Annotated in this window: 14 protein-coding genes; 6 read left to right on the forward strand and 8 right to left on the reverse strand. The window is 70.7% G+C overall.

Translation table 11 applies throughout. The features are described 5' to 3' along the window. Window positions 1-6 precede the first annotated feature (6 nt). On the reverse strand, window positions 7-579 hold the full coding sequence (locus ACZ6NZ_RS00345; RefSeq protein WP_366612652.1) for a PH domain-containing protein: 573 nt from the start codon (window positions 577-579) through the stop codon (window positions 7-9). Between the two features lie 107 nt (window positions 580-686). Beyond that, window positions 687-1,562, reverse strand: coding sequence for a biotin--[acetyl-CoA-carboxylase] ligase (locus ACZ6NZ_RS00350; RefSeq protein WP_465854514.1), 876 nt, complete (start codon window positions 1,560-1,562; stop codon window positions 687-689). A gap of 84 nt (window positions 1,563-1,646) precedes the next feature. Here ACZ6NZ_RS00350 and ACZ6NZ_RS00355 point away from each other — a divergent pair, with 84 nt between their 5' ends. After that, the gene (locus ACZ6NZ_RS00355; RefSeq protein WP_465854516.1) at window positions 1,647-3,230 is read left to right on the forward strand and encodes an acyl-CoA carboxylase subunit beta; all 1,584 of its coding nucleotides are present in this window, start codon (window positions 1,647-1,649) and stop codon (window positions 3,228-3,230) included. A gap of 85 nt (window positions 3,231-3,315) precedes the next feature. Here ACZ6NZ_RS00355 and ACZ6NZ_RS00360 read toward each other — a convergent pair whose 3' ends face one another. The 4 genes from ACZ6NZ_RS00360 to ACZ6NZ_RS00375 form a co-directional block, all read right to left on the reverse strand. Continuing rightward, window positions 3,316-4,167, reverse strand: a complete 852-nt coding sequence (locus ACZ6NZ_RS00360) for a hypothetical protein (RefSeq protein WP_465854518.1) — start codon at window positions 4,165-4,167, stop codon at window positions 3,316-3,318. Next, window positions 4,160-4,660 (reverse strand): SigE family RNA polymerase sigma factor, encoded by a 501-nt coding sequence (locus ACZ6NZ_RS00365; RefSeq protein ID WP_366612656.1) that lies wholly within the window; start codon window positions 4,658-4,660, stop codon window positions 4,160-4,162. The genes ACZ6NZ_RS00360 and ACZ6NZ_RS00365 overlap by 8 nt, the downstream gene beginning before the upstream one ends. A gap of 61 nt (window positions 4,661-4,721) precedes the next feature. Further along, window positions 4,722-5,705: a ketopantoate reductase family protein gene (locus tag ACZ6NZ_RS00370; RefSeq protein WP_465854520.1), complete on the reverse strand. Its 984-nt coding sequence runs from the start codon at window positions 5,703-5,705 to the stop codon at window positions 4,722-4,724. Window positions 5,706-5,741: 36 nt separating this feature from the next. Further along, window positions 5,742-6,476, reverse strand: coding sequence for a M50 family metallopeptidase (locus ACZ6NZ_RS00375; protein WP_465854522.1), 735 nt, complete (start codon window positions 6,474-6,476; stop codon window positions 5,742-5,744). A gap of 101 nt (window positions 6,477-6,577) precedes the next feature. Between ACZ6NZ_RS00375 and ACZ6NZ_RS00380 the strand changes: the two genes are divergently transcribed. Together ACZ6NZ_RS00380 and ACZ6NZ_RS00385 are read left to right on the forward strand one after the other, a co-directional pair. Continuing rightward, window positions 6,578-7,129, forward strand: a complete 552-nt coding sequence (locus ACZ6NZ_RS00380) for a Uma2 family endonuclease (protein ID WP_465854524.1) — start codon at window positions 6,578-6,580, stop codon at window positions 7,127-7,129. Between the two features lie 126 nt (window positions 7,130-7,255). Then, entirely contained in the window at window positions 7,256-8,008 is a 753-nt protein-coding gene (locus tag ACZ6NZ_RS00385; RefSeq protein WP_465854526.1) for a GH25 family lysozyme, read from the forward strand. A gap of 83 nt (window positions 8,009-8,091) precedes the next feature. On the opposite strand, the gene ACZ6NZ_RS00390 is transcribed toward ACZ6NZ_RS00385, so the two are convergent. Both ACZ6NZ_RS00390 and ACZ6NZ_RS00395 read right to left on the reverse strand, forming a co-directional pair. Beyond that, window positions 8,092-8,319, reverse strand: a complete 228-nt coding sequence (locus tag ACZ6NZ_RS00390) for a hypothetical protein (RefSeq protein WP_465854528.1) — start codon at window positions 8,317-8,319, stop codon at window positions 8,092-8,094. A gap of 66 nt (window positions 8,320-8,385) precedes the next feature. Beyond that, a complete protein-coding gene (locus ACZ6NZ_RS00395; protein WP_465854530.1) occupies window positions 8,386-10,425 on the reverse strand; it encodes a serine/threonine-protein kinase in 2,040 nt (679 codons plus the stop codon). A gap of 90 nt (window positions 10,426-10,515) precedes the next feature. On the opposite strand from ACZ6NZ_RS00395, the gene ACZ6NZ_RS00400 reads away from it, so the two are divergent. The 3 genes from ACZ6NZ_RS00400 to ACZ6NZ_RS00410 all read left to right on the forward strand — a co-directional run bounded on the left by ACZ6NZ_RS00400 (window position 10,516) and on the right by ACZ6NZ_RS00410 (window position 12,641). Next, window positions 10,516-10,710, forward strand: coding sequence for an acyl-CoA carboxylase subunit epsilon (locus ACZ6NZ_RS00400; protein ID WP_355009460.1), 195 nt, complete (start codon window positions 10,516-10,518; stop codon window positions 10,708-10,710). A 90-nt stretch (window positions 10,711-10,800) separates the two neighbouring features. Further along, window positions 10,801-11,259, forward strand: a complete 459-nt coding sequence (locus tag ACZ6NZ_RS00405; RefSeq protein ID WP_465854532.1) for a hypothetical protein — start codon at window positions 10,801-10,803, stop codon at window positions 11,257-11,259. A 47-nt stretch (window positions 11,260-11,306) separates the two neighbouring features. Then, complete coding sequence (locus tag ACZ6NZ_RS00410; protein WP_465854534.1) at window positions 11,307-12,641, forward strand: hypothetical protein; 1,335 nt, start codon at window positions 11,307-11,309, stop codon at window positions 12,639-12,641. Window positions 12,642-12,645: the final 4 nt, after the last annotated feature.

Consider the following 12,645-nt stretch of genomic DNA (forward strand, 5'->3'; position numbering starts at 1 on the left):
CCCGGATCAGGTCGTGGTGTCGCGCAGCGGCTTGCCGTCCTGCATGTCGGCGAGCATGTCGCGCATCTCGCCATCGCCCAGCGAGTGCTTGTCGTGCTGTGCCTCGACCAGCTCGTACAGGGTGGTCTGCACCTTCCCGACGTCCGGCACGTCGGCGAGCACCGACTGGCCGCGCTCACCGGCCGACTCGATGGTGAGCGTTCCGCAGCCAAGCAGACGCTCGACGAAACGCTGGTTCATCGAGTGGTCGTTGACCCGGGCGAGCGGGAGGTCCCGCCGATCCCGGGAGAGCACACCCTGCTGAAGCAGGACCCGCTCGTTCGTGAACAGGTAGTGGGTGGTCCGCCAGACCAGGAACGGCCACAGGCCGAGCCAGAGAACCGCGACCAGGGCGATCGCCCCGATCACGGCCAGCGCGATCGAACCGCCGCCGCTCTGGGGCAACAGGAGCACGCCGACCACCACCGCGGCGATGGCCAGCACCAGCACCGCGATCGGCCGGATCAACGCCTTCCAGTGCGGATGCAGGTGCAGCACGACGTGCTCGTCCTCGGTGAGCACGTCCTCGGGAAACGCCACGGGAACCTCCAACGCGATTTTCTGGACGCGCAGACGGTAAACCCCGCAAGCCCCACCACAACATCCGCCGCGCGGGCCCACTCGGCTCTACGTGATCTTGCCCGTCCTCAGCGGAGGTGCAGGACGTCGCCGGCGGCCAGGGTTCGGGCGCCGGTCGACGTGGTGACCATCAGTTGGCCGTCCGGGTCCACCCCGGTGGCGGTGCCGGTCAGGGAGTCCCCGTCGGGGAGCAGGACGCGCACCTCGCGCCCGATCGTCGCGCAGGCCGCCAGGTAGGCGTCGCGCAGGCCGCTGGCCACCGCGTCGCCGCCCGCCGAACGCCAACGGTCGTACCAGTCGGCGACCGCCCGCAGCAGCGCCCGCAGCAGCGGGTCCCGGTCGGTGGCCACCGCGCCGGCCAACTGGAGCGAGGTGGCCGGCAGCCCGGTCGGATTGACCGGCAACTCGTCGGCGCGCAACGTCACGTTGAGCCCGATGCCCAGCACGATGGCCGGCGGTTGGTCCGGCGCCCGTCCCGGGACCGCCTCGGCCAGCACGCCCGCGCACTTCGCGTCGTCGATCAGCAGGTCGTTCGGCCACTTCAGGGTGGCTTCCAGCTCGGCCAGCCGGGCCACCGCCTCCACCAGCGCCACCCCGGCCAGCAACGGCAGCCACCCGTACCCGGTGGGTGTCGCCGGCAGCCAGCCGCGGTCCGGCACGGCCTCGCCGGGCCGCAGGAGGACGCTCGTCGCGATGCCGGCCCGCGCCGGCGACTGCCAGACCCGCCCGCGCCGGCCGCGCCCCGCGGTCTGCCGCTCGGCGACCACGACCAGGCCCTCGGGCTCGTCGGCCCGGGCGGCCTCGGCCACGTCGGCGTTGGTGGAGCCGGTCTCGGCACGCAGCTCCAAGCGGGCCCAGGGCCCGTTCGGCGCGGTCAACGCGCGGCGCAGCCGGGCCGCCGACAGCGGCGGCCGGTCCAGATCGGTGTACGGGGAGCCCGACATTCCGCCAGCCTACGGCGGTGCTCCGGTCGACACTGAGGCGTACTGCACAGCGGCACCCACCTGAACCATCGTTATATTCCCTGGGTGACTACCGAGACCGGGACCAACATGCACAGCACCGCGGGCAAGCTGGCGGACCTGGAGCGCCGGGTCGACGAGGCGGTGCACGCCGGGTCGGCCCGCGCCGTGGAGAAGCAGCACGCGCGCGGCAAGAAGACCGCCCGCGAGCGGATCGAGATGCTGCTCGACGAGGGCTCCTTCGTCGAACTCGACGAACTGGCCCGGCACCGGTCCACGGCCTTCGGGTTGGAGCGGAACCGCCCGTACGGCGACGGCGTGGTCACCGGCTACGGCACGGTGGACGGCCGGCAGGTGTGCGTCTTCGCGCAGGACTTCACGGTCTTCGGTGGCTCGCTCGGCGAGGTCTTCGGCGAAAAGATCGTCAAGGTGATGGACCTGGCCATGAAGATCGGCTGCCCGGTGGTCGGCATCAACGACTCCGGCGGCGCGCGCATCCAGGAGGGCGTCGTCTCGCTCGGCCTCTACGGCGAGATCTTCTTCCGCAACGTGCGGGCCTCCGGCGTCATCCCGCAGATCTCACTGGTGATGGGGCCCTGTGCCGGTGGCGCCGTCTACTCCCCGGCGGTCACCGACTTCACCGTGATGGTCGACCAGACCTCGCACATGTTCATCACCGGCCCCGACGTGATCAAGACCGTGACGGGCGAGGACGTCGGCATGGAGGAGCTGGGCGGCGCGCGTACGCACAACACCCGCAGCGGCAACGCGCACTACCTCGCCAGCGACGAGGAGGACGCGGTCGACTACGTCAAGGCGCTGCTGTCGTACCTGCCGTCGAACAACCTCGACGAGCCGGTCGTCGTCGAGGCCCCCGCCGAGCTGGCGGTCAGCGACGAGGACCGGGAGTTGGACACCCTGATCCCGGACTCGGCCAACCAGCCGTACGACATGCACACCGTCCTCGAACACGTCCTCGACGACGGGGAGTTCCTGGAGGTCCAGCCGCTCTACGCGCAGAACATCGTGGTCGGCTACGGCCGGGTCGAGGGGCGGCCGGTCGGTGTGGTGGCCAATCAGCCGATGCACTTCGCCGGCACCCTGGACATCGCCGCCTCGGAGAAGGCCGCCCGGTTCGTCCGCACCTGCGACGCGTTCAACATTCCGGTGCTGACCTTCGTGGACGTGCCCGGCTTCCTGCCCGGCACCGGTCAGGAGTGGGACGGCATCATCCGCCGCGGCGCGAAGCTCATCTACGCGTACGCCGAGGCGACCGTCCCGAAGGTCACCGTGATCACCCGCAAGGCGTACGGCGGGGCGTACGACGTGATGGGCTCCAAGCACCTCGGCGCGGACCTGAACTTCGCCTGGCCGACCGCGCAGATCGCGGTGATGGGCGCGCAGGGGGCGGTGAACATCCTCTACCGCTCCGAGCTGGCCGGGGCCGAGGACCCGGCGGCCGTCCGGGCCGAGAAGATCGCCGAGTACGAGGACACCCTGGCCAACCCGTACGTGGCCGCCGAGCGTGGATACGTCGATTCGGTGATCGCTCCGCACGAGACCCGCACCCAGATCGTCCGGGCGCTGCGCGTCCTGCGGACCAAGCGGGAAACCCTGCCGCCCAAGAAGCACGGCAACATCCCGCTCTGAGGCTGGTCGATCCACGCGACGTCAGGACAAGTGCCGCCTCCGGGCGGCGGGCGACAAACCCCGAGGTGGCGCGGATCGACAGTGGTCAGCAGGCGGGGTTGGCGGCGACGCACATCCGGCGGGCGGCGACCTCCGCCAATCGGGGCACGTCCACCTCGGTGCCCGTCTCTCGCAGAGTGAGCACGGTGATCAGGTCGCCCACCCGGACCACGGCGGTGGTGGTCGGCCGAGGTGGCGCGGCGATGGGTTTGCCCGTCTTCTGGTTGACGGGCTGCGAACCGGTGTGCCGCAGCAGCGCAGCCCCGTCACCGGCGAAGTCCCGCTGGATCACCGCCCAGCGGTGCGTCGCCGACCCGATGCCTGTTCCGCCCTGCACCTTGATTTCGCCGACGCTGGTCCATTCGGCACACGGTGCGACCAGGTCGTCCATGGTGGCGAGAAGCCGGATGGCCGCGTCCGGAGGCAGCCGGTAGAGATCCTGCGTGACCAGACCATCGGATTTTGCCGCGTCGCGCTTCGGCACCAGGGTCTGCGAACGGGACAGGATCGAATGCAGCCAGCCATTCGATCGCCCCTGACTCGTCCGGCAGGCGGCGAGCTGGTAATCCAGCAGGACCGGCTCGCCCAGGCCCGACTGGCTGAGCTGCACGTCGACCTGCTGCGGCAGGTCGGCCGGCTGCAACAGGGCGTCGGTGCTGATCTCGTGCCGGGTCGGCGAGGCGGAGGGCGCGGCGGCCGGCGGGACCGGCGGCGCGGACTTCCTCGGGGCGGCGACCGCCACTGCGGAGACCCCGGCGAGAGCCAGCGCGACGGTGGCCACCACGATCCTGCGCTGGCTGCGACGGCGGGCCCGGGAGCGGATCTCCTCCGGGCCGAGCCAGCGCACGTCCTGCAGGTCCCGCTGGATCTGTTCGACGAGGGTCGGGTCGTCACGCATCGGTAGCCTCCTCCAGGTCAGAGACGGCGAGCAGGCCGGCGAGCGCGGTACGCCCCCGGGAGAGACGGGCCTTGACGGTGCCCACCGGGGCCGCGGTCTCCCGCGCGACCTCGGCGACCGGCATGCCCACCAGGTAGTACAGGGCGATGGCGACGCGTTGCTCCTCGGGCAGTCGACGCAGCGCGGCGACCACCGCGACGGTGTCGGTGCCCGGCCCGGGAACGGTCTCGGTGGCCCCGTGCCGCAGGTAGGCGCGGGCTCGGCTCCGCAGGCTGCGCCACCGGCTGACGGCGATCCGGCTGGCCACCACCCGCACCCACGCCTCCGGGTCGTCGTACCCGCTGATCGCCGACCAGCGCTGCCACGCCCGGACGTACGCCTCCTGCACGGCGTCCTGCGCCTCACCCCGATCGCCGGTGAGGGCGTAGACGAACCCGAGGAGCCGTTGCCGACTCCCCCGGTAGAACTCGTCGAACCCGTCGACGTCCGGCACCCGATACCTCCCCGTGTCGGTCGCTGGGAACACGCACCGGCGAGGGGCGTTGGTTGCCCGGTCAGGCGATCGACTTTTCCAGCTCGTCGAGCGGGAACGCGCCGGCCCCGATCCGCTCCCGGACCGCCCGGCGTACGGCCCGCTGCACCGCGGCATTCACCGGCGTCGGCACCCCGTGCAACCGGCCGAGCAGCGCGATCTCACCGTTGAGGTGGTCGACCTCGGTCGAGCCGGTGCCCCGGGCCAGGCTCTGCCAGGTCGAGCCGCCGGAGCGGGCCTCGCCGTCGACCGGGCGCTGCCCGACCAGGTCGCCGCGTTCGGCCTTCTCCTCCTGCGGGGAGGTGTGCGTGATGCCGGCGGCGGCGAGCGCGGCGACGCCCTCGGCGCGTACCCGCTCGACCAGCGCGTCCGGGACGTCCCGGCCGAGCAACGCCTGCAGGCCGTTACCGAGGTTGCTGAGCAGCTTGCCGTACTTCCAGCGCAGCACGTCGGTGCGGACCGGGGCGACGAAACCGGCGGCGGTCAGGTCGGCGGCGACAGCCCGGTCGGTGTCGTCGGCGCCTGCGGGGTACCGCCCGATGTGGAGCATCCCGGGATGCGGGTGACCGTTGGCGACCACCACTCCCGGATCCAGGTGGGTGGCCGGCAGCCAGACGCAGACCGGATGCACGTCGGCGAAGAGGCGCAGCGCGGCCCGCTCGTTGGCCACCCCGTTCTGCGCGATCACCAGCGGCAGCCGTTCGCCCGCCGTGCCACCGCCGACCACGGGAGCGTCCACCCAGGCGGCCAACGCGTCGGCGGTGTCCTGTGACTTGACGGTGAGGATCAGCACGGTGTCGGCCGGCAGCGGCTGGTCGGTGGGCCGGTCCACCGCCGCGAGCCGGGCGGTGACCTCACCCTCGGGCTGCCGCAGGGTCAGACCCCGCGCTCGGATCGCCTCCAGGTGCGCACCGCGGGCCACCACCGTCACGTCCCGGTCGGCCTGGGCCAGCCGTACGCCGATGGTCCCGCCGACCGCGCCCGCGCCGATGATCAGGTATCGCATCGCCCCATTCTGCCCGGATCGACCGGAGCGAGGCGGCTAGGGCGACGTGGGGAGGAACGGCCCGGCGAGCAGGAGCGCTCCGGCGATCAGCGCCGCCACGTTGACCAGGAAGAAGAAGCCCACCCAGAAGAGCGGCGGGAACGGGGTGAGCCCGGCGAGCTGATCGGCGTCGGAGGCGGGCATCCGGCCCCGCGAGCGCAGCCGTTGCAGCTCGACCACCGGTCGCACCCCACCGAGCAGCAGGAACCACACCCCGGTGTACGCGAACGCGGCCTGGACCTGCGGCGTCGCGTACCAGGAGACGGCGAACACCAGTGCGCCGGTGACCAGCAGCGACACCACACCGAAGGCGTTGCGGATCATGACGAGCATGGCCAGCAGAAGCGCCACGGCCACCCAGAGCAGCAGGGTGATCCGGTTACCACCGAGCAGCCACGCCCCGGCCAGCCCGACCAGCGGCGGTGCGACGTACCCGGCGAGCAGAGTGAGGATCATGCCCGGCCCGGTGGGGCGGCCCGCGGAGAGCGTCAGCCCGGACGTGTCCGAGTGCAGTCGGATGCCGCGCAGCTTGCGGCCGGTCAGCAGGGCGACCAGGGCATGCCCGCCCTCGTGCGCGATGGTGATGGCGTTACGCGCGATCCGCCACGGCAGCCGGGTGGAGACCACCACCAGCGCGACGGCCCCGGTGATCAGCACCAGCAGCGCGGGCGGGTCCGGCTGCGCGCCGAACAGTGTGTCCCACTTCTCGCCCAGTCCGTCGATCGACATCATGGGGCGCGAGCCTACCGGCGGCGTTCCGTGTCGCTCCCGAGGCACCGGCTCGTATCCTGTGAGACTGATCGGGTGGCGAGCGAAGCGGGAGGTGACCGTCGGTGAGCACTGCCCCCCTGGAGCCGCACGTCGGCCTGTGGACCGAAGCCGACTATTTCGCCCTGGGCGAGACGCCTGACCGGATCGAACTGCTCGACGGGAGCCTGTTGGTGAGCCCTGCCCCGAGCCGACGGCACCAGCCGGTGTCGCGTCGGCTGGCGAACAGCATCGAGGCTGCAGCAGAGCCTCGGGGGTTCCTGGTCTATGACGCGATCAACGTCCGGCTCGGCGTCGACCGGATCGTGATCCCGGATCTCGTCGTCACCGATGCCGACGACGACGGCACTTATCTCGACTCCGACCGGGTGTCTCTCGTCGGGGAGGTCGTCTCACCGGGGAACGCAGCCGCTGACCGTCTGCTCAAGATGCAGCTCTACGCCATCGCGAGAATCCCCTGGTATCTGCTCGTCGAGCAGGACGGGGACGCCCACTCGTTGCGACTGTTCCGGCTCGACGGCGAGCACTACGTCGAGGACCAGGTGGCCAAGCCCGGCGAGACGCTGAGCGTCGTCGAGCCGTTCCGCTGGCAGCTCGACCCGGCCACACTGCGCTGATCCGTTCCGCCTCGTCCAGGGGTCCTGCACGCCCAGTCGTTGAAGCTTTTATTCAGCCGCACTTGCGATCTAGGGCACTTACCTCCAAAGATGGATGTCGATAGAGCGACGTCCTTGGAGGCACTCATGGCCCGTACCTCGTCATCGCTGCGCCGCACGCTCGCGGCCGGCCTCACCGTCCTCGCCACCGCGGCGGCGGCTCTGGTCGCGACCGCCGGACCGGCGGCCGCCGCCACCACACCCGGTGTCGACGTGTCCCGCTACCAGGGCAGCATCAACTGGACCAGCGTCCGCAACGCCGGCATCGAGTTCGCCTTCATCAAGGCGACCGAGGGCACCAGCTACAAGGACCCGAACTTCAACGCCAACTACGTCAACTCGTACAACGCCGGGGTGATCCGCGGGGCGTACCACTTCGCCCGCCCGAACATCTCCGCCGGCTCCACCCAGGCCAACTACCTGGCCTCCAACGGCGGCGCCTGGTCCGCGGACAGCCGCACCCTGCCGGCCGCGCTGGACATCGAGGCCAACCCGTACAGCGGCGGCTACTGCTACGGGCTCAGCACCACCGGGATGCGCAACTGGGTGCAGGACTTCCTGAACACCTACCGCTCCCGCACCGGGCGGTACGCGGTCATCTACACCACCACGAGCTGGTGGAACCAGTGCACCGGCAGCTGGACCGGCCCGTGGGCGAACCACCCGCTCTGGCTGGCCCGCTGGTCGAGCACCCCCGGCGCCCTGCCGGCCGGGGCTTCGGTGTGGAGCTTCTGGCAGTACACCAGCACCGGCGCGGTCTCCGGGATCAGCGGCAACGTGGACCGCAACTACTGGAACGGCGACCGGAGCCGCCTGATCGCGTTGGCCAACAACACCTGACCGGGCCGTTGGCGGCAGCGGGATCGACGATCACCATCATGGTCGACAATCGGTCCGGCTGCCGCCACACCACCGGGTACGGGTCAAGCCCGCCGCCGGCTCAGGGCCGGCACCACAGCATCCTCACCAGCCAGCGCGCCCCTGCGGGTCAACCGCCAGGCAGCAACACCAAGGCCGGTGACGATCACGACGCCGAGCAGTGCGACGAGCACCGAAACCCCAGCGCTGACCAGCAGCAGGATCGCATCGCCAAGCGCCACGAGCATCCACAGTGCCAGCCGGGGCCGAGTGTCCCTCCGTCGGTAACCCATGTCGTGCCTCCCTTCCGTCGTCGAAGGTCAATTACCCACGACGGCGGAAGGTCATGCGAAGGAGTTTCAGTCCCTACGGTCGGGCACGAAACCCTTGGCGATCCGGTCGAAGTTCGGCAGGTTGGCCTGCCAGTCCTTCTCCGCGATCTCCCACCGCAGCGCGTAACCACGGTTGCTGGCCGTCACGAACCCTCGGTTACGGACGTGGATCCGCTGCCCGTCCCGGGTTTCCAGCCACTCCCAGTCCCCACAGGTCTTCCAGAAGTTGCAGGGCTTGATGCTGAGGTACTGGTAGTTGTTGACGCGGCTGGCGCGGTTCGGTTCCTGCTCCCTCCAGTCCGCCACCGCGTCCTTCGCCGGGTTGGGGGTCCACTGCACGAGCAGCTCACCCGGCCCGTTGGACTGGTCGAAGACGACAGTGACGCTGTCGACCTCGCGACGCACCCAACCATCGGGGATCGGCAAGGAGAAGCCGGCCGGGTCCCGGTGCAGCTTCCAGCCCGCCGGCAGCGCGTTCGGGTCGACGGAGGGGGTGGCCGACGCCGACGGGCTCGGAGCACCCGTCGTCGGTGACGGTGGCGGTGCTGCCGCAGCGGAGGTCGGCGCGGCACCCGAGGTCGCGCCGGCACCGGTCGGGTTGGCCTGCGGAGTCTTGTCGTCGTCCTTGGTCAGCATCGGCACGACCACCACGAGGCCGATCAGCAGGAGCGCGACCACCGCCCCGATCAGCAGGTTGCGTCGGGTGTTGTCCGGCTTCGTGCCATCCGAGAGCGGCACCGCAGCGCGGCCGGCCGGACTCACCGGCGGCATGAGCGACGTCGGCGTGGTCGGCTTGCGCTGCTCCGGAGCCACCGGCGGACCGTCGACAACCGTCGGCTCGTCGTCGACGTTCGTCGTACCGTCGACGCTCGTGTCGGGCGCGGCCGCGACCTTCGTCGTCGGCTCGGCCTCCACCGGGTCGGCAGCGGTCGGGCGGTCGATCGTGGCGGTCGGCTCGGCAGGCGCCGCGGTCGGCTTGGCCGGCACCACAGCGGTCGGGTCCGCGGCCGCGCCCGAGGAGACGACCGCCGTCGGCGTGGCATCGGCGGCGGGGGTCGCGGCAGCAGCGGAAGTCGCGGCAGCGGCAGAGGTGGCGGCGGAAGTGGTCGCGGCGGCGGGCGGCGGGGACACCGGCCGGTCGACACTCTCGGCCGGTCGCGGAGCCGGCACCAGCGGCGGTCGCGGCTCGCGCGGACCGTTCGGCCCAGGCCGGCGTACGCCGTCGAGCAGGGAGATGCCGCGCGACCGCTTGCCCCCGGCGCGGCGCAGCAACCGCTCCGCCACCTCGGCGGTGATCCGCTCGTTCGGGTCCTTGCGCAGCAGCCCGTTGAGGACGGCCTTGAGCGGACCGGCGTTCTTCGGCGGCGGAATCGGTTCGGTGGCCAACGCGGCCAGGGTGCCGATCGCCGACGGTCGGGCATACGGCGACTTGCCCTCGACCGCCGCGTAGAGCGTCGCGCCCAGCGACCACAGGTCGGCCTCCGGCCCGGCGGTGCCGTCCCGGGCCCGCTCCGGCGAGATGTACGCGGGCGAACCGAGCACCATGCCGGTGCGGGTCACGTTGGGGTCACCGGGGATCGTGGCGAGACCGAAATCGGTCAGCACCACCCGGCCGTCCTCGCCGAGCAACACGTTGCCGGGCTTCACGTCGCGGTGCATGACGCCCGCCTTGTGCGCGGCGCTGAGCGCACCCAGCACGCCCAGGCCGATCTCCACCGTGCGGGCCACCGAAACGGGGCCGTCCTCGGCGAGAGTGTCCTGCAACGACTTGGACGCCACGTACTCCATGACGATCCACGGATCGCCGTCGGTCCGCAGCACGTCGAAGATGCGGACGACATTGGCATGGTTGAGCCGGGCGATGGCCCGCGCCTCCCGCAACGAGCGCTCCCGCATCTCGCGGCGCTCCTCGTCGGTGAGACCGGGTGGCGGCACCAACTCCTTGATGGCGACGTCCCGGTGCAGCACCTCGTCGCGCGCCTTCCACACCCGGCCCATGCCGCCCTGGCCGAGCGGCGACAGGAGCCGGTATCGGTCAGCGACGAGTTGGGGAAGCGCGTTCGACATCGGTGAGACGGTACCCGGACCCGCTGACGCTCACACCGCCGGCACGCCACTGTGCGCTTCGGGTAACTTCGCGCCGCGTACCCTGGCGGCATGTCTGCCGAAGAGCCGCTGTTCCGGGTCGTCCGCGGCGTGCCCACCGCCGAGGAGTTGGCCGCTCTGGTGGGGGCGATCATCGTCCGAACCCGTCCGGCCGCCGCCCCCGTCCCGGCGACCGCGTCCGCCTGGGCGCGCAGCGGCCGACCCGGCGGCTCACGCGGGTGGCGTGCCGCCGGCCTGCCCCGCTGACCCGAGACCTGCCGTACGGGGGCTGCCAGGGTGGCGATGAGCCGTTAATCTCACTCAGGGAAACGGTGCCGTTACGGGTAGGGAGGATCCATGATCCCCGAAGAGGACCGGCCAGCACCCTGGCTACGCGGTTACGGCGGCATCGAAGCCGACATCAGCCAGCTCAGAGAGTTCGCCGACCGGCTCGCCGCCGAGGTCGAGAGCAACTACGCGCCGCACCTGTCGTACATCGCCGAAGACATGTCCGCGAAGCTGCCCAACCCGTGTGACGCCTTCATCGAGCTGGTCACCTTCCTGCACGCCCACCACGAGACGCAGCAGGCCACCGCCGACATGGTGTACGCCGTCCGCGGCGCCACCGGCCACCTCGCCGCCGCCGCCGATCAGGTCGCCACCCGCTACGCCGACAGTGACGCCTTCACCGCCGCCCGGGTCGTCGACGTGCAACGAGCCCTCGCCAACCCGGCCAGCGTCCTCCCTGGCGGCCCGACGCCAACCCTGACCGACCCGACCAGCGCCGACGCCGAAGGGCCGGTGGTCCTGCCGTGATCGAACGGGGCACCGGCCGCACCTCCGGCCTCACCGACTGGCACCTCATGGACGTCAACAGCATGTGGGCCTGCCTCCAGGACCACGACACCGCCAACCACTGGAAACAGGTCGCCGGCTGGCGCAAGGTCTGCGACCTGGCGCAAACCCACCTCGGCCGCCTCCAGCAGTACCGACGCGGACTCGCCGCGGCATGGCCCCCCGAAACCAGCGCCGCCTCCCGCACGTACCTCGCCGAACTCGACGAACTCATCGACAAGGTGCAGCGCACCCACGACGCCGCCGCCGCGAACTACACAGCGCTCTCCGCCGCAACCCAGGCCATCGGCACCACCCGCGCCGCACTTCACAAGATCTATGAGGAGTACGCGACCAAGTTCCAGCAGAAGCAGGCGTACGAGTCGATGGTCGCCGACCCGAAAGCGGTGATGGGCAACCGGGTGACCGAACCGCCTGTCGCTGATGGGGACCTGGAACGGCTGAACGTGCAGGCCCGCTCCATGATGTTCAACCTGAGCGGCGAACTCCAACAAGCCCAAGCAACCCTCCAAAAACCACCCCCGCCACCACGTCGACCCGGCCATCAGCCAAACGATCCTGACGTTTATGACATGAGCGCGCAGAGTCCCTTGATTCCCCCGGTCGTCGCCGTGCCGATACCGCCAGCAGCCCCGCCGTCGACAACTCCGACAACAACTTCCGCAGGACCTACGCCTGCCTTGACTCCACCGGGCGTCGGGCCCGTACTGGGTGGGGTGGGTGCGCCTTTAACCCCGAGCATGCCGAACCCAAGTCCAGCTGGATTGACCAGCCCTCCGTCAACCTCCCCCGGCGCTCCCATAGGCCCGCCGCCTGGCATCTCAGTGCGACCGGTTGGTGAATCGGCCCTTCAACCGCCGGCAGGGTCAATTGGCAGGCCGCAGGCTCGAGCTGAAAACCCTACCCATCGATCGATGCCCCCGGTTTCCAACAAAGCCATGCCGCCGGGAGGCATCATCGGCGGTCCGCCATCGATCGGTTTGGGCCAGCCTGGGGCAGGGCCGAACTCAGCCCGCCGCGTCAACCCGATTGGCGGCGTGATTGGGGGTGGGGGTGCGGGCACTGCTCCCAGCGGAGGAGCCGGTTCTCGACCTGGCGCGGGTCGCAGCCTTTCAGCAGCACAAAGCATCCCACCGATCGGTGGTGGCCCCGGCCTGACGAGTTCCAGTTATATGCAGTCGAATCCTGCGCGGCCGAGCGCGCGTAGACAGACTGATAACAGCTCGCACCATTGGGATCCCGATAACCCGTGGGAGACTGACAAGGGGGTGACTCCGGTAGTCCGGCCACCCAACGACGACGGTCCCATTGATCCAGGTCCGGCTATAGGCTTCTCGCGGTAATGCT

The sequence above is a fragment of the Micromonospora sp. NPDC047756 genome, assembly GCF_055587245.1.